The sequence below is a fragment of the Paraburkholderia solitsugae genome, from assembly GCF_013177695.1.
GTDB classification, from domain to species: domain Bacteria; phylum Pseudomonadota; class Gammaproteobacteria; order Burkholderiales; family Burkholderiaceae; genus Paraburkholderia; species Paraburkholderia solitsugae.
In genome coordinates this window covers 57656-74034 of sequence record NZ_WOEY01000013.1, presented here as the reverse complement: position 1 = coordinate 74034, position 16379 = coordinate 57656, and the positions used below count along the sequence as shown (strand labels likewise).

Genomic DNA, 16379 nt, shown 5'->3' with positions numbered 1-16379 from the left:
GCCTAAAACACTAGTATGCGTAGATGAACTGTACACCGAGTACGTCGTTCGATTTAACGTACTCTCCATCGAGCCTCTGAAACACGCGCTCGTTCGACCAGTCGTGCCGGTATTCAGCCTTGACTGTAATCTGGTTCGTCGGGTAGAACAGCAGTGCGCCAGTGATTTCCATCCGATTTGCCCCCTTGCACTCGCTGCCATTCGTCGCAGACGACGCAAGACACGACGGGGCAATGCCGAAACCATTTAATCCGTCCGTCCCACTCGGGATAGAAGTACCGCCGCCTCCGCCGCCATTTCTCTGGTCATTCAGATAGTCGAAACGAAGTGTTGCTCCCATCCGCCCCAACAGTTCCATGGTCCACTTACGATGCGCGAGCAAAGACAGGCCATACCATTGAGCAGTACCGCCGCTCCATGCGCCGCCCTGCAACTGTCCATAGTCGAGTTGGGCATTCAGTTGCACGTCGGCCAACGCGTAAGTCAGATCCCCCTCCACATAAAACTTACTGCCAAAAGGCGACGAGGAAGTACCCTGATAGCCAAAGCCGGAGCCACAGGTGCCGGCCTGCCCACAAGACGGCGATTGCGCAGGCAGTGTGTTTCGCCCCCAACTGAACGAGCCACCAAGATCAAGCGCACTTGACCAGGTGTAGTCGACGCGCCCCGTCACGGTCGGCGTGCGGTTGCTCCATTGACCGATCGTGGCTGCGGATGACTGATACTCCTCGTTACCCAGGAAAGTCTTCCACGCCCAATTGCCGGTCGCGTAATTGAGGCCGGCGCCGATGTAAGTCCCCGGTTCGGAAAAGTCGAATAGCAAGCCGTGCGACATCGCCAGGTTCAAAGTGGACTGCTGATATTCGTAGCCTGCGAAACTCGGAATGTAGCCCGCAACGAACGTCGTCGTGTCGGACAGCGGTACATTGACAACAGCTGAGTTGAAGATGTTCCCGAAGGTCGAACCGCTGCTGTTTGTCGAGAACGTGCCATATCCACGACTCGGCATGATCTGCAGTTCGACGCTAGGCGCGTAGGTGCCTTGTCCGAAGGTCTTCTTGATATCCAAATAGACGTCACCGATCGAAGAATCGTAGTAAGTGTACGGATCCCCTTTATTCAGGAAGCGAAACGACGAAGACCGCTGATCGTGTGAGGCGACATAGGCAGGATCGATATAGCCCGTTACGCTCAAGCCTGCGAGAGGGCCACTGTTGGCCGCGTCGTTCAGGTTGTTCACTTTAAGTTGCTGGTTTGCAATCTGCTGCTTCATTGTGGCCAGTTGGCCCTGCGTCAACAGCGCAGGCGCATCGTCGCTATCCGGCGCGGAATCATTCGACACGTCTTTCGTCATCTGAGGACCAGGGAAGCTTGCGGCCGGGTCTTTCGCCTGAAGCTTCACCTCCAGCGTCTTGATTTTTGCTTCGTCCTTCTTGTGGTCGGCCAGCGCTACAGCGGTCAATGCTTCCAGCGCTTTGACCTTTGCTTCGAGTTGTTTGACCTGATCCTCAATCGGACTCGCCATGGCAAAACCCGGCAACCCGGCGAGTAACGCGCAAACTGTTCTTACCTTCATGTCGTCTCCTCTATTTATGTCTGCAGGCTAAGGCGCCCCTTGCGGCGAAACGCCTGCTCGCAAGCAGGCGTTTCGCATCGATCACGCATTTCGTGATCTAAGACAGTTGAAATTCAGACCGTCATTCCGTTCGTACCTTATCGGCGATACGTTCATTCAATTAGAACCATTTCCTGTTCGGATATCTCGACGTATGATGCCTAGAACGTTGTGCTAGTCAGATCGACTACGACGCAGTTTTTACGCACCTTGCCGCTTACCAAGCGTCGGTAACGTCGTTCGCGAGACACCCTTCCAACGCACAACAGGGACAGCGAGAGAGGGCCGCTTCACCCTCACCGTCCCTATCAACCGGTTTGTTGACGCAGTTGTGACAGCATCACGCGATCGTGATGCCTAGTTCCTGCTCAATGTCGTGCATGGTGCGCAAAATGCCTTCGCGCAGCGCGTCGATCATTTGGTCAATCTGCGCTTTACTAATGACGAGTGGGGGCGAAAAGACGCACTGATTGACAATCGGCCTAAGCATCAGCCCCAGTTCATGGCAATGCCGGTCGATCCGCGCACCGAGGTTGCTGTCGAATTCCAAAGAGTTCTCGGCGATCTCTTTGACCGTGCACTCGACGCAGCCGACCAACCCCATTCCCCTTACGTCAAGTACGATGGGAATCTCTCGCAATTCCTGCAAGCGCGCCTGGAAATATGTTCCCACCTCGCGCACGTGTTCCAGGATCCTTTCGCGCTCGATAATCTCAATGCTCTTGAGTGCCGCGACGCAGCAGACTGGATGGCCCGAGTACGTAAATCCGTGCCCAAAAGTGGCCCCACGTGCACGCTCGCCCGAGATCTCCGAAAACAGACGATCTGAGATCAGGCATGCCCCAAGCGGCAGATAGCCCGAGGTAAGTCCCTTCGCGCAGGTGATGATGTCGGGTTCAACGCCGAACACGTCCTTCGACGCGAACCAGTGACCCAGTCGGCCAAAACCGGTCACCACTTCGTCAGAAATGTAGAGGACATCGTACTTTCGACAGATTTCCCAGCATTTGCGCAGATACCCCTCCGGCGGCACGATGACGCCACCCGACGACTGGATCGGCTCGGCGATAAATGCACCGACATTCTCAGCCCCCAATTCGAGGATCTTCGCTTCGAGATCGTTGGCCTTTTCGTCAGCGAACGCGTGGACGGTCATTCCGGATGGCCGACGCGACGGATTGACCGACGGCAAGAAGTGGACAAATGGCGAACCGATATCGAACCAGTTCTTGTCGCGGTCCTTTCCCGTCACGAGCGAGCACAGGTAAGTGCTGCCGTGGTAAGCAGAGGCGCGTGAAATGATGTGCTTCTTGCCCGGACGCCCTTTGACATTGTTGTAGAAATGCACGAATCGAAGCGCAGTATCGACTGCTGTTGACCCCCCTGTTGTCAGGAAGACATGATTCAGATCGCCAGGCGCCAGTTCCGCCAATTTGGCGGCTAGCCTGGCCGACGGTTCACTCGTCAACGAGAAGGGGTTCATGTACGGCACCTGCATGATCTGCTGTGAGATCGCATCGGCCATTTCCTGACGACCGTATCCGATCTGCATACACCACATGCCGCCGGGTCCATCGATCAGCCGCCGCCCCGTTTCATCGTAGACGTAAATTCCGACAGCACGAGAAATGACGGTACGGTTCGTGCCCCCCGCATCAGCCATCGACTCCCACGGGTGGAACCACGACTCATTGTCGTTCTTGCGGATTTGATCCAGATTTTCCAGAGCCTTCATATTTACTCCATGAAATTCGCTTGCACGTACGTCGTTATGCTGTTTGCGTTGCACGTCCCACTACGGGTCTATCGGTCTGCACGTTCGTCAACGCGCGGCTGATCTCGCGGTCACGACTTCGAAGCCGCCTGAGCATAAAGTGGTTGTTGACCACGACAGCAGAGGTGACGAACACAATGACGAGCGTTCCCAGCGCATTGATCTCGGGGTTAAGCCCAAGCCGCACCCGGGATAGCACAACCAGCGGCAACAAGGTCGAACCAGGTCCCGACAGGAACGCCGACATGATGATGTCGTCCATGGAAATCGTGAAGGATAGAAGCCACCCGGAAATCAGCGCCTGGGAGATGAGCGGCAATGTCACATCGAAAAACACACGCAGCGATGTTGCACCAAGATCTTGCGCAGCTTCTCCAAGCGATTTATCCATTCCCGAAAGCCGGGATTGCACCGTGATAGCGACGTAGGACAGGCAGAGCATCACGTGACCAATCCATATCGTCACCATCCCGCGCCCGCCTGGCCAACCGGTTACCTGCTGCAAGCCGACGAACAATAGGAGCAGCGAGATCCCCTGAATAACTTCTGGCAGCACGAGCGGCGCATTCGTCATGGCGGCGAATAGTGTGAATCCGCGAAACCGCCCTGAGTTGGCGATGACAAAGCCTGCCCATGTCCCGATGAACACAGAGGTGAAGGCCGTTGCAATCGCAATTTTTAAACTTGTAACCGCTGCATTCAGAAGTTCTGTGTCCTGCGTCAACGCGTAGTACCACTTGAACGAGAAACCGGTCCACACAGTGACGAGCTGTGACTCGTTAAAGGAATAGAAAACGACGCTTAGCATCGGCACGTAGAGAAACATGAATACAAGAAACAGGAAGGTGCCCGGAAGAAATGCGCGCAGTTTGTCCATTTTTATTTGAGTTCCTTAGCCTGGATTGTCTGAAACCACGCCATGGGGATCAGCAGCAATGCGACCATCGCACAAGCAGCCGCGGCTGCAACCGGCCAGTCCGTATTGTTGAAAAAATCATCCCACATCACGCGACCAATCATGAGCGAGTCGGCTCCGCCCAACAGCTCCGGGATCACGTACTCACCAACAGCAGGAATGAATACCAGCAGGCAGCCGGCGACAATGCCCCTCGCCGACAAAGGGACAGTGACCGTGAGGAAAACCTTCCATGGTTTTGCGCCAAGATCGCGTGCAGCTTCGAGCAGTCTCACATCCATCTTCACGAGGTGTGCGTACAAAGGCAGGATGAGATAGGGCAGGTATGAATAGACCATCCCGATGTAAAGCCCCCAATCGGTGTGATACAAACGCAGCGGTTCATCGATCACATGGCTCCAGATCAACACCGAATTGAGCAGACCCCGCTCCTTCAGAATGCCAATCCACGAATAGATACGAATCAGATACGACGTCCAGAAAGGCAACATCACGCCTACCATCAGCAGGTTGCGTCGGGCCGGAGTGGAGCGCGCGATGATATAAGCCGTTGGATAGCCAATCACAAGACACAGCAACGTCGAGAAAAGCGCGACCTCTACGGACTTCAGATATGCGCCGATATACAGGCCATCAGTCAGCACCGAACGGTAGTGTGAGAAATTCAGTTTGATTTGCAGAACACCGTCGCTAAAGTCCATCAGGGACGAGTACGGTGGCATCGCCATGCGTAGGTCTGCAAAACTGATCTTGGCCACGACAAGGAAGGGCACCATAAAGAACAGCAGCAGGAACGCGAACGGAACGGCGATCACTACCGAGCGGCCGGATGGTTTGATCTGGCTGCAAATTTTGAGGAGAGGCGAGTTCATTTCTCCACCACCACAACGCTGTCCGGGTCCCACGCGAGATACACCGACTCACCATAGGTGAGACAATGATCGAAGCTCTTCAATGTCAAGCGGGAGACATTGACAGTCATCAGCTTTCCGCTGCGCAGCCGAATATAGAAGAGCGTATAGCTGCCCATGTAGGCGTATTCCTCGATCAGACCCTCCGCGATGTTGCTATTAGCCATGGGCGGATTAAGACTCATGCTCAAGCGTTCGGGACGAATCGAGATATGGACCGCCATGCCCTGACGTAAATTGATGGGGTTTTTCGCACGAATCGGCGCAGCCAGATCGGTGGAGTCGATCAGGACCGACTGATCGTCGATCAACATGCCCTCAAACATATTCGTCGAGCCGATGAAGGCCGCGGCAAACCGACAATTTGGAAATTCGTAAACCTCCTCCGGGGCGCCAATTTGCATGATCCGGCCATGGTTCATGACTGCGAGACGATCAGCCATCGTCATCGCTTCATCCTGGTCGTGGGTAACCATGACGCACGTCACACCCACTCGCTGCAAAATGTTGCCAAGCTCAAACTGGGTCTGCTGACGAATTTTCTTGTCCAGTGCGGACATTGGCTCGTCCAGAAGCAACAATTTGGGGCGCTTGATCAAACTGCGTGCAAGCGCTATGCGCTGCTGCTGACCTCCGGACAACTGGTGCGGCTTGCGCATTCGATAGGCGGACATCTGAACCAGATCGAGCACCTCGTTGACCCTTTCTTTGATCTCGGTCTTCGGTATGCGCTCCTGCTTCAAACCATACGCGACGTTTGCCTCAACTGTCATATGGGGAAACAACGCGTAGGACTGAAACATCATGTTGGTCGGGCGGCGGTGAACCGGCAATTTGGCCAGATCGTGGCCCTCAATCAGTATTCGTCCTGACGTGGGCGTCTCCAGCCCTGCCATCATGCGTAGCAGGGTTGATTTCCCACATCCCGAACTGCCGAGTAGCGCAAACAATTCGCCCTTTCCAATCGACAGATTCACGCAATCGACCGCCTTAGAATCGCCGAAGCTCTTCACTACATCGACAATCTGAACGAAATCCGGGTACCGGCTGCGGGGCGCGATTTGCTCAAATTTCTTCGATCCATCAATTACATGGCCATACGCGACTGCGTCCCACCCAGTTCGATCTATTTCGATTGGTGCATTGTTCATATGCAAGCCTAATTAGTACGATTAAGTAACAACGTGACATGACTGTACACATGCCCTTTACATCGCCTTCATTTTCAATCATTGCGACCCGGGAGACCGTACCGCAGTTGCCCGTACACGCTAATCACCGATGCTTATGTTGAACCAACGTTCATTCAACATTACGAGCAAAAAAATGTGTGAAACGCTCGATTCTCACTGCATCACACTTCGGTTCTCTCCAGTCGGTGACAGTTCGGTCATCTCAATGCAGAGACAACAGAAACTGCCGCCGACTGGCCATCTGGAATCGCCCTCCCAGCAGGCAATGCTTGCGCATTGCCTTCGTGGTGCAGCAAAGTCCGTCGTCAGGCAAGCGTCTTCGCCAGGAAGTCCAGACAAGCGTCCTCGGCCTCTTTGGGGCTGAACCCTTTCGGATCGAGCCCCCATTCCAGCCACAAGCCGTCTATCAATCCGATCAGCGAGATGGCGGCCCTTCGGGCGTTAATTTCGCACCCACGCTTTTGTCCGGCCAGCTCGAACAGCGCCTGGTATGTGTCACGATCCTGCTTGTAGGTCTCGCGATGCAGGCGCCTCAAATCCGGCGACTTCGCAATCACACTCCAGTACCCCACCCATATCCCGAGGTATTCGGGCTTGAAAAGCGTTGGCCCGAAGCACACGCGAATGAACGCGCGCAGGCGATCCTCCGGCTCGCTGTAGGTATTCATCACCATCTGCTGCGTGTGAAACGCCCATTCGTCACAAAGCTCCCTGTACGATTGGCGCAGCAGTTCCTCCTTCGTATCGAAGTAGTGATTGATCATTCCTCGCGAGACCTGCGCTTCCGCGCAAATATTCTCAACGGTGGTACCCGAAAACCCGTACTTCGCAATCGAGCGCATGGTCGCCTGAATCAGCGACTTGCGACGGACCTCAGGATCTTCACGGCTGCGCGTGCGCGCCGTCTGTTTTCTCGCGCTCTCTGCGTTGGGTTCGGATTTCGCCATCGTCATGCGCCTCAATGAAATTTTCTGGATATTGGCAGCTATTATATGAGGCCTCGTTCTCCCGCGCGGCCATGCACCCAGACAACCTTCAGCGTTACGGGACAAGTATCTCCCTGATACAGCCTGATCAGCGATCCGCCTTGAAATCGAGCCAAAGCTTGTTGATGGTGTGGCGAATGTCGGGATCGATCGGCTGAAGCACGAAATACGTTTTGACCTGCTCGCTCGTTGGATAAATGGAGGTGTCGTTCACCAGGTTAGCGTTGATCATGCTACGTGCGGCCACGTTGCCCGTGGGGTACGTCGTATCGTTCGTAATTCCCGCCGATACATCCGGTTTCAGAATGAAATTGATCCATTTGTAGGCGTCTTCTTTATTCTCGGCATCTTTGGGAATAGCCATCATGGTGAACCACACGCCGCCGCCGCCTTTCGGGACCAGATATTTGATTTCGAAGTTGCGATGAGCCTCCATGACACGACGCTTGATCATTCCCGCGTCGCCCGACCAGCTGTAAGCGACGCAGACATCGCCGCCGGCCACGTCGTTGAGATAGGTCGAGCTGAACTGGGTAACGTAGGGTCTGATCTTCTTCAAGACATTGTAGGCATCCCGGTAGTCACTGACGTTTTTGCTATTCGGATCGCGGCCCATGTAGGACAGGACGATCGGGAATACATCAGCAGGAGAATCGACAATCGAGACCCCGCATTTGCTCAGTTTGCTGACTACGGCCGGATTAAACAGGAGATTCCATCCCAGTGCATCGAGGTCTACGTCCTTCCCGAGTACCGCACCCACTTGCTTGAGATTGATTGAAATGCCTTCCGTACCCCAGGCGTACGGCACGCCATAACGATTACCGGGATCCATTTTGGAGATCTTCTTCATCAACTCTGGATCGATATTCGACCGGTTTGGAATTTTCGTCCAATCGAGTTTTTCATAAACCCCGGCTTCAATCTGGTTTGCCATGTAGGTCAGCGTCGGATACACCACGTCGTAGCCGGTGTGGCCACTGAGCAGCTTGGCCTGCAGCGTGTCGTCGCTGTCGAGCGCATCGTACTTTACCTTGACACCCGTCGCCTGCTGATACTGGGCGACCGTGTCCTTCCCAATGTAGTCAGACCAATTGAGCACATTGAGCGTGCCAGTTGCGGCGAGGGCAGCGCCGTGGCCAAGAACAACGCTTACGAAGACAAGTGGTATGGACGCTTTCATGCACTTCACGGCGTATCCTCCTTCGGGAAATTAGGGTCTCTGAGCGGCGCTCTTCTGCCCTTCCTGCAGCACTAACATTCCTGCGATGGATCTCAGTCTACTATTTAACGATTGTTCAATAGCATAGGCAGAACTACCTAGACGCGAACAATTTTCGAGGTGCCGGCACCCACCAACCAAGCATCGCAGCTTATTTCTCACGGAACCATAAAATTCAGCCAAACTCTTTACCAGTAAGTCTTCAAACGGAGTGACGGAAGATTTCAGAGCGCAACAAGCAGATCGAACGACCCCGCTTTTCAAGGTATTTCCTTACGAATTCAACCAACTTGATCTCAATGGACCGTGTCCATATTTTTATTGAACAATCGTTTTATAACGGCATATACTTAAGCGTGTCATGACTTCCGCGAGGCGGTAGAGTGAAAAGGACCATCGGCAAGGAGACGGTGCCGGCACGCGGTATCGGTGCCCGTGAGATAGCGGCTTGGCGCCAGCAATCGATCATTGACGCGACTATGCGCTGCATCGCCCGTTACAGCTATTCTGAAACCACCGTCGACCGGATCTGCGCCGAAGCGAACATCGCGCGTGGCCTCATTCACTATCACTTCGGGTCGAAAGATGCACTGATGGCACGGACCTATCAGCGATTGGCCGCAGACCTGCTAAACGCTTCCCGGGAAGCGGCAGCAAAAGCAACAAATACGGAGGAAAAACTCACTGCGATCATCGAGGCGTGTTTCGCTGCACCCGTATTTAAACCGTCGACAGTTAAAGTCTGGCTTGGATTCTGGAGCGTTGCTCAAAGCGACCCCGTGATCGGCAACGCGCACAAGGCGCTATACAACGCCCACCGCGACACGCTTAAGAAACTCTTCGACCAGATCGTCCAAGTGTGCGGTACGCCCGTAGACGGTGAATTCGCCGCCGCGACGCTTACAGCAGTTATCGACGGTTTCTGGCTCGAACGCGCCCGCGACCCCTCGTCTTTCAAATCCGTGAATGCGCTGTGCGGCTGCATGCAAGTCATGGAGACATTCCTGCCCCACAAACCCTGCGCACAGAACGTATAGATGGCTATGTTCAACAATGCGCGCGGCAATGGGGAACAGCCGATTCTGGCCGTTCCCGAGCCGAGGGAGAAATTATTCATGCGGCTGCGGAGTGGCTCATTGAGCGCAAGCTGATAACCATTCACACGGATTCGGAACCGGGCGCAGCCCGTATCGGCCGCATTGACGTACTGCAAATGTCAAAAAACAGTTACTTCCGCTACGGAGCGTGCACTAGCATTGGCCAGCATCCGAGGCAAACTCCACGACCTCGTCGAGGTCCACGATACCGAGACGGCACTCGCTACAAACCTGCGGGGCGCCGTCAACGGCATCGCCATTGCGACCCGCAACATGGCCTTGTTGGCGGACGAGAAAGAAGTCGCGAATGAGCAGGCGTCCATTGCGACGCAAGAAGCGGTTTATACCGAGAACTATCAGGCGCTTGGGCGCCTGTCCAACGCATTCGCCGCACTTCGGCTTGCAACGTGACAACGTGACAAGATCCGCCTATGAGTCCGACTTCAACCGTAACCAAGGAGGAGCCGGGGCAACAGAATCATGCGGCGGCACTATCTGCCACTAAATTGTTGACCTTGACCAGATAGCCGTTTTTCCTCGCGTCCACGATTCCGGACGAACGGATTGGTGTGGCCTCCCGTCTCGCGCCTCGCACGCCGTGCGCCGGATCAACTTCCTCCGCCATAGAGCAGCGAGTTCAGGCGTGCCATCGTGCCATCCTGCTGCGCCCGAATCAGTTCCTGGCGAACCTCCTTTCGAGTCTTTCCGGAAGAAGCTGTGCTGCCCTTCATAGGCGTGATCAGCTGTGCCGATGAGGGATCCGCTTGCGACACCGTGGCAGCATTTTCGTAGGTTCCGGCCGGGACGTCCATGTCGCCGGCATACGCGTTCGCAGCGCCCAGTGCGAGGGTAACCGCCGCAATCAGACTAAGATTTTTCATCTGAAATCTCCAATTCACAATTAATTTTCAATCCAAAATATACGACGGTAAGCCAGTCGCTTCTGGAACGTCCCGTCGCACAAGTCGCATGAGATCTTCTCGATCGTTTCCAACCGTCCGGCGTGTACTTGTTAAACCGCAACATTGTCGGTTCTATTCCCGACTAGCAACTTTAGGTGCTTACCTCTTCGAGAGTGCTCGCTCTGCACATATGGCTCGTACTCGATGAATTGATCCAGAGCGATCGGGCGTGGTCCTCATCGGTAGCTGCCGGTTGACGAAGTTTTTCGGAATGGTGGTGCTTCAAAGCTCGCACCCTTTGTGGATTTCAGAGATCCGCTGTCCGACGTCGGCGGTATTTCTCGCCTATTCGACAAATACCCGCCCGATTGCGCTACCCGCGAATGCCGAGGACGCATCGGGAAGACGCGCAGCTGGGTTGCTCCAAAGGAACGGTCAGACCGGCTTCTGGTGTAAGCCCCTGCTCAATGTTCAGAAGAAACTCGCAATTTCCCGCTGCTCAAGGATATGAATTTACGCGTGGCATCATCACGGATTGGCCGGGCCCAACCGACAGTTTTGCAAGCCGGAAGACACGACTGCTGGACGCGAGACGGAGTATGCCTTTCGGCGCATGAAACACTGCTGATCGCCTACCTCAATCCGATCGAGCGCCGCGGACCGACGGGATCCTCGGCGGAAATCCTGAACCGTATAAACTAGATGTTGATCAACTCACCATTGAAGCGCGAGTCGCGTGCGCTCAGTTTAGTCAGTCGTTTGATCGACAGTAGTAATATTCCTGAAGGCACGCTTTGAAATATCCAGCTCCACAATAAAAGTGTCGAGGCACGTGGTCGCCCGGCTTGGCGTCGCAAGCAAGCCAGGTCCTAGCTGGTGTTTCTTGAAAGCTCCACGACCTTGGCGACAAGACGATGCAACCACATCGAACCGAGCCCCGCCGGTCGATCTCCCAACGAAATGCCTCTGATCGAGAGGGTGGAGAGCAGAGCATGTTGCGCTTTCCCAGTATTCAAAGATGGCGGCCGGCGGGTGTGCGATCGGTTCGGCTGACCACCGGACTGGTGCTGTTCACCTATGTAGGGGGACACCTCCTGAATCACTCGCTAGGGAATATCTCGCTCGCGTGGCTGGAGCGTGGTCTGCTTGTACAGAAGTTTATCTGGCAGGGATGGCTTGGAACAGGCGTGTTATACAGCGCCCTCGTGACGCATTTCTTCCTGGGCCTGTGGGCGCTGTATGAGCGGCGCTCGGTGCATTGGAATCGGGGTGAGGCGACGCAACTCGTCCTCGGTCTATGCATTCCGCCGCTGCTAGCCAACCATCTCGCCAATACGCGGATCGCATTTGCCGCGTTCGGCCTGAACAAGGGTTACGCGCAGTTGTTGTACTCGTTCTGGATCGGTTCGCCGCTCTTCGGCCGAGCACAGTTGGTGCTGTTGGTGGTCGCCTGGTCGCACGGGTGTTGTGGCGTCTGGTTCTGGTTGCGGTTGAAGCCATGGTTTGGGGCGTGGCGGAGCGTGTTGCTGAGCGTCGCCGTGCTGCTCCCGGTGCTCGCTCTGCTAGGCTTCCTGCAAGGCGGACGGGAAGTGATCGCGCTTGCGCAGGATCCCGTCTGGCGCGCCGCGGCGACTCGGCCGACGGTCGTCGGGACGGGATTGCAAAATCTCTGGCTCGCCGATCTGCGCAACGACTTTCTGCTCTTCGATGGTGGCGCGCTGCTGTTGGTACTTGGGGCGCGGCTGCTGCGCACGGTCCGGGAGCGCCGGCACGGACGGCTCTGCATCTTGTACCCAGAGGGGCGTAGGGTATTCGCGCCGCTCGGATTTTCGGTGCTGGAAGCTAGCCGGATGGCCGGAGTTCCCCATGCCAGCACGTGCGGTGGCCGTGCTCGCTGCACATTGTGTAGAGTGCGCGTGCTCAGCGATGTGCCGCTGCCCACGCCAGCCGAGGCAGAGCGGCGCGTCCTGGAGCGACTGGGAGTTGACTCGCAGACAGTGCGTCTTGCGTGCCAGTTGCGGCCGATCCATGATCTCTCCGTGTGGCCATTGGTGCCGCCGGCCGCATCCGCGGCCTTCCTGCAACGGCGTCAGCGGGACGTCATGCCGCAAGAGCGATTCGCGGCGTTCATGTTCGTGGACATGCGGGGTTCTACACAGCTTGCGGCGGCGCAACTACCGTTCGACAGCATATTCGTAGTCAGTCGCTTCCTGAGCGCTGTCTGTGCCGCGGTGGTAGAGGCGGGTGGTATGCCAAACCAGTTCATGGGCGACGCTGTGCTCGCGATTTTTGGCTTACGCGACGAGCCTGCCGTTGCTTGTCGCCAGGCGCTCTGCGCGGTGCCGTTGGTGGCAGCCAACATTGATCAACTCAATGCTGCGCTCGAACAGCAACTGCAAATGCCCATCCGGTTTGGCATTGGATTGCATTGCGGCCCGGCTGTAATGGGTGAGATTGGCTTTCGCGAGCATGTGACATTCACGGCAATTGGTGACCCACTGAACGTGGCCTCAAGACTTGAGGAACTGACAAAAGAAATCGCTTGCGATGCTATTGTGTCCGAAGAGGTATTCCAGCATGCCGGCGTTTCGGCGGCAGACCTGCCGCAGCTTGATGCACACCTGAAAGGCCGCCATGAGCCGGTTTCCGTCCGCGTGCTATCCAAGGCGTCCCAGATGCCTCAGGCCTGACAACAATACCGCGCCCTGCCGCACTCTTCCAGACGGTTACTCAACCTCTGGCGGCATGCGCTCCGGGATAGCGCACCTACTTGACGGTAATCGTCTCCTTCATATATGGGTGGATGGCGCAGAATACCTTGTAGACACCCGGCTTATCGAACTTGAACTGAAACGTGTCGTTCTGATCGAGCGCGCCGGAACGGAACAGGCCGGCATCGTTGACGACCGTATGCGGTTCGCCATCGAGATTTTTCCAGGTCACTGTCGAGCCGACCTTGACCGTGAGGGACATCGGCGAAAACATGAAGTTCTTTATCACGACGGCATTGGACTCCTGCGCTTGCGCGACGGCAAACTCGGAAGCGAATCCCGACATCAGCATCCCGACGGCAAGCGAGACGACGAAGGCGCGACGAAAGAAAATGGTTCGCATGATTAGGATCCTTGTGGATGAGTGGTGGCCGGAATCAGACGAGTGTCGTGTCGGCAAGTGTCGCCTTCAGCGGGTGGCGCACGATCTTGATGCTGGTTACGCCAAGCATCCTGGGAAGCTGATCGCTCGCCACCGTCAGCGGCATGGGTCCTGGGCCATTGCCGGCCGTCGGCTGCGGATACGCCGTCGAGCGCGCCGTATGGAAGGTGATATTGCCTTCCACCTTCGACACGATCTGATGGATATGCCCGTTCAGGACGGTGACCGAACCAAAGCGCTTCAGATAGCTCATCGCCTGGCCGGCATCGCCGGTGCCCCACCCCCACGGTTCGTAAATCGTCCACATCGGCATGTGCGCAAAGACGACGATCGGCGTGCTGGACGAGCGCCCCTTCAGATCGCTTTCCAACCAGGCGAGCTGGTCGTCGCCCAAGCCTCCCAGACCATTCGGCTTGAAATGCATTACGTTGACGAGCCCGATGAAGTGCACGCCATTGTGGTCGAAGCTGTAATAACCTCTATTGTCCGAGGCTTGACCGAAGCGGCTGAAGTATTCCGTCCCTGGCCCGTCGGTGACGTCATGCTCGCCCGGAACGGTATGCAACTCGGTGATATTCAGGCCCGACAACAATTGGGCCGCGAGGTCGAACTCTGACGGTTTGGAAAGATGGGTAATGTCGCCTGTGTGAATCGTCAGCGCCGGTTTGATCGGCATGGCGTTGACAAAATCAATCGTCTGCTTGAGCGTACCGGCGACATCCGGATTGGCTTCCTTGTTGAAGCCTATATGGGAGTCGCTGATCTGAAGGAACAGGGGAACACCCGAGGCAACTGACGAATCCTTCGCTGTGGCGGCGAGGGCCAGTTCCACCGGCGTGAGAATACCGCCGGCCAGAACAAACACGGTCCCAACGCCACCGAAGGCGAGACATTTCAACGCGCCGCGGCGCGACGGATCGGATGGAAGATCTGACGACATAGTGCCCTCTCGACTAAGGTTCGGGAGGTAGACCGCCGGATCATCCAACGGGCCTCCCGACTCGCTTCAATGCGTAGACTGCCGGAACATCCGTTTTATTCCAGACCGCCGCACATTTCGAATCCGGTCGTGGGGTCAGCGCAACCGCTCGCGTTCTGGTTGACGGCGGTGGCCGCGCGCCAGGATCGCCGTGAGCCGCGCGTCACGGCGACGTGATCAGAATCGGTGGCCGATACCGACCCGCTACCTGATGCTGGTGAGCTGACGGTGCGCCTCCGATGCCGCTCACTATCGATGTCACCTTGCCAGACGCTTTGCGTCGTGGCGCATTTTTTGCAGCAGCACCCAAGGTCCGGTTGTCACTTGCTGAGCAACGCGATGCCTGTACGCGCAATCCGTCGCAGTCATGGCGTGGGCTTCGTCTGCGCTATCTGGCTCCCTCCCGTCAGCGCATTCTTTTCCGCTTGATGTTTAGCCTCCAGCCTTTGTTCCGCCGCCTGAATGTCATCTGGGTAATAGAGATCATTGGGAATAGGGCGATATCCGACCGCCTCCAACTCCTTGAGTTCATTCCGCACTTCTGCGCGGGTGATCTGATGCGTGCCGGGCTCCACCGACGTTTGTCGCGTACACACAGGCTGACGTTGCCATCAGCACCGCACTTACGATGAGCGAACCACGCGCGGATTGAGCAACCAGCCGATTAAGCGAATTCGATTTCATGTTGCTACTCCTTGGTTTTCGAGCGTGTGACGTCCACAGCCCACTTGACTCAGGCGCACGACGCTCTGCACGGGTAAACCACCGGGCCGGCCTTCTTATTCCCTACTCTCTTTCGCAGACCTGAAACATTAATACCCGGTTCATCTTGTTCCGCACAACATCCCCGATGACACTCGGACCCTGCCCTTCGCGCATCGCTCCATCCCACCCGAAGATGCGGTCAGATGACCCGGTCAACGGGACCATGGCTCGTTGACCTACATCGCAATCGACCTCATTTTTATGTGCTTCAGTCGCGCAAGTGTTCTTTTTTTGCAGGACGCGGGAATATCTGGTGACGAAACGGAGTCTACTCATTGCGTATCGCACAAAACTCACGAAACACTAAGGAGTCTGAAATAGATAAATCCATTGTGATCGTCATTTCTCTGACCGCTCTAGCATCATTGCGGATTTCGGGGAAGCTGAACGCTCGTTTCGGTGAAGTCGAACAAGCTGGAGGGCGGTGCTGCGTAGTGTATGGATTGTAGCGTGAGTGTTCGGGATCAGGTGGTTTCAGGCAGCATGACCGGTTGTGCCGTGGCCATGTTTCCTCCTTTTTCATGCATGTGATCGTCGTCGTTACTGCGTAACGACGTGACGGCGAAGTATGCATGCCACTGCACCGAATCAGGTTCAATCTCCGCGAGGGTACGTTCATCTTCCGCCATGACCAGTCGCTCGATCAACGCCCGTTGCGTTACTGCGTAACGACGCGCCAGTCTTGCAAGTGCCAGGGAGGCGCGGGTGTCGATCCAGACGTTCAGGCATCGCTCGCCGTTGCCGTCACTGCCTGCATGAGGGCGCCGCGCCCTGTACGCGGCTTGCCGCTGCGCCGCTGTTTTTGCCATGTTCTTCTCCAATCTGATTTCGTTACTCCGTAACGGCTTCCCGTGCGCGTTACTGCG

At 56.0% G+C, this 16379-nt stretch carries 15 protein-coding genes; 3 read left to right on the top strand and 12 right to left on the bottom strand.

All coding sequences use genetic code 11. The annotated features are described in order from the left end of the window. Window positions 1–10: 10 nt before the first annotated feature. The 7 genes from GNZ12_RS02860 to GNZ12_RS02830 all read right to left on the bottom strand — a co-directional run bounded on the left by GNZ12_RS02860 (window position 11) and on the right by GNZ12_RS02830 (window position 8578). The gene (locus GNZ12_RS02860; RefSeq protein WP_172308899.1) at window positions 11–1576 is read right to left on the bottom strand and encodes a DUF3138 family protein; all 1566 of its coding nucleotides are present in this window, start codon (window positions 1574–1576) and stop codon (window positions 11–13) included. A gap of 379 nt (window positions 1577–1955) precedes the next feature. Beyond that, window positions 1956–3350 (bottom strand): aminotransferase, encoded by a 1395-nt coding sequence (locus GNZ12_RS02855; protein ID WP_172308898.1) that lies wholly within the window; start codon window positions 3348–3350, stop codon window positions 1956–1958. A 34-nt stretch (window positions 3351–3384) separates the two neighbouring features. Further along, window positions 3385–4266 (bottom strand): ABC transporter permease subunit, encoded by an 882-nt coding sequence (locus tag GNZ12_RS02850; RefSeq protein WP_172308897.1) that lies wholly within the window; start codon window positions 4264–4266, stop codon window positions 3385–3387. Window positions 4267–4268: 2 nt separating this feature from the next. Then, complete coding sequence (locus tag GNZ12_RS02845; protein WP_172308896.1) at window positions 4269–5177, bottom strand: ABC transporter permease subunit; 909 nt, start codon at window positions 5175–5177, stop codon at window positions 4269–4271. After that, the gene (locus GNZ12_RS02840) at window positions 5174–6367 is read right to left on the bottom strand and encodes an ABC transporter ATP-binding protein (RefSeq protein ID WP_172308895.1); all 1194 of its coding nucleotides are present in this window, start codon (window positions 6365–6367) and stop codon (window positions 5174–5176) included. Before GNZ12_RS02840 ends, GNZ12_RS02845 begins: the two co-directional genes overlap by 4 nt. A 347-nt stretch (window positions 6368–6714) precedes the next feature. Then, window positions 6715–7356, bottom strand: coding sequence for a transcriptional regulator BetI (gene betI, locus GNZ12_RS02835; RefSeq protein ID WP_172308894.1), 642 nt, complete (start codon window positions 7354–7356; stop codon window positions 6715–6717). A 127-nt stretch (window positions 7357–7483) separates the two neighbouring features. Then, window positions 7484–8578 (bottom strand): extracellular solute-binding protein, encoded by a 1095-nt coding sequence (locus tag GNZ12_RS02830; RefSeq protein WP_172308930.1) that lies wholly within the window; start codon window positions 8576–8578, stop codon window positions 7484–7486. A 422-nt stretch (window positions 8579–9000) separates the two neighbouring features. Between GNZ12_RS02830 and GNZ12_RS02825 the strand changes: the two genes are divergently transcribed. Continuing rightward, window positions 9001–9654, top strand: a complete 654-nt coding sequence (locus GNZ12_RS02825; RefSeq protein ID WP_328805935.1) for a TetR family transcriptional regulator C-terminal domain-containing protein — start codon at window positions 9001–9003, stop codon at window positions 9652–9654. Between the two features lie 219 nt (window positions 9655–9873). Next, window positions 9874–10125: an MCP four helix bundle domain-containing protein gene (locus GNZ12_RS02820; protein WP_172308893.1), complete on the top strand. Its 252-nt coding sequence runs from the start codon at window positions 9874–9876 to the stop codon at window positions 10123–10125. Between the two features lie 197 nt (window positions 10126–10322). Here GNZ12_RS02820 and GNZ12_RS02815 read toward each other — a convergent pair whose 3' ends face one another. Next, window positions 10323–10595, bottom strand: a complete 273-nt coding sequence (locus GNZ12_RS02815; RefSeq protein ID WP_172308892.1) for a DUF4148 domain-containing protein — start codon at window positions 10593–10595, stop codon at window positions 10323–10325. Window positions 10596–11680: 1085 nt separating this feature from the next. Between GNZ12_RS02815 and GNZ12_RS02810 the strand changes: the two genes are divergently transcribed. Next, window positions 11681–13306 carry an adenylate/guanylate cyclase domain-containing protein gene (locus tag GNZ12_RS02810; protein WP_328805934.1) on the top strand — a complete coding sequence of 542 codons (1626 nt, stop codon included), beginning with the start codon at window positions 11681–11683 and terminating at the stop codon, window positions 13304–13306. Between the two features lie 76 nt (window positions 13307–13382). On the opposite strand, the gene GNZ12_RS02805 is transcribed toward GNZ12_RS02810, so the two are convergent. The 4 genes from GNZ12_RS02805 to GNZ12_RS02790 form a co-directional block, all read right to left on the bottom strand. Then, window positions 13383–13679 (bottom strand): cupredoxin domain-containing protein, encoded by a 297-nt coding sequence (locus GNZ12_RS02805; protein WP_407947677.1) that lies wholly within the window; start codon window positions 13677–13679, stop codon window positions 13383–13385. Between the two features lie 85 nt (window positions 13680–13764). Continuing rightward, the gene (locus GNZ12_RS02800) at window positions 13765–14709 is read right to left on the bottom strand and encodes a metallophosphoesterase family protein (RefSeq protein WP_172308927.1); all 945 of its coding nucleotides are present in this window, start codon (window positions 14707–14709) and stop codon (window positions 13765–13767) included. Between the two features lie 404 nt (window positions 14710–15113). Beyond that, window positions 15114–15287, bottom strand: coding sequence for a hypothetical protein (locus tag GNZ12_RS44105; RefSeq protein WP_328805939.1), 174 nt, complete (start codon window positions 15285–15287; stop codon window positions 15114–15116). Between the two features lie 690 nt (window positions 15288–15977). After that, window positions 15978–16322, bottom strand: a complete 345-nt coding sequence (locus tag GNZ12_RS02790) for a hypothetical protein (protein ID WP_235993542.1) — start codon at window positions 16320–16322, stop codon at window positions 15978–15980. Between the last annotated feature and the right edge of the window lie 57 nt (window positions 16323–16379).

Bases quoted from the DNA above. Each gene is read 5' to 3' on its own strand.
- GNZ12_RS02800 (WP_172308927.1), bottom strand. From the start codon at position 14,709: ATGTCGTCAGATCTTCCATCCGATCCGTCGCGCCGCGGCGCGTTGAAA.
- GNZ12_RS02805 (WP_407947677.1), bottom strand. From the start codon at position 13,679: ATGCTGATGTCGGGATTCGCTTCCGAGTTTGCCGTCGCGCAAGCGCAG.
- GNZ12_RS02840 (WP_172308895.1), bottom strand. From the start codon at position 6,367: ATGAACAATGCACCAATCGAAATAGATCGAACTGGGTGGGACGCAGTC.
- GNZ12_RS02815 (WP_172308892.1), bottom strand. From the start codon at position 10,595: ATGAAAAATCTTAGTCTGATTGCGGCGGTTACCCTCGCACTGGGCGCT.
- GNZ12_RS02790 (WP_235993542.1), bottom strand. From the start codon at position 16,322: ATGGCAAAAACAGCGGCGCAGCGGCAAGCCGCGTACAGGGCGCGGCGC.
- betI (WP_172308894.1), bottom strand. From the start codon at position 7,356: ATGGCGAAATCCGAACCCAACGCAGAGAGCGCGAGAAAACAGACGGCG.
- GNZ12_RS02845 (WP_172308896.1), bottom strand. From the start codon at position 5,177: ATGAACTCGCCTCTCCTCAAAATTTGCAGCCAGATCAAACCATCCGGC.
- GNZ12_RS02855 (WP_172308898.1), bottom strand. From the start codon at position 3,350: ATGAAGGCTCTGGAAAATCTGGATCAAATCCGCAAGAACGACAATGAG.
- GNZ12_RS02860 (WP_172308899.1), bottom strand. From the start codon at position 1,576: ATGAAGGTAAGAACAGTTTGCGCGTTACTCGCCGGGTTGCCGGGTTTT.
- GNZ12_RS02830 (WP_172308930.1), bottom strand. From the start codon at position 8,578: ATGAAAGCGTCCATACCACTTGTCTTCGTAAGCGTTGTTCTTGGCCAC.
- GNZ12_RS02850 (WP_172308897.1), bottom strand. From the start codon at position 4,266: ATGGACAAACTGCGCGCATTTCTTCCGGGCACCTTCCTGTTTCTTGTA.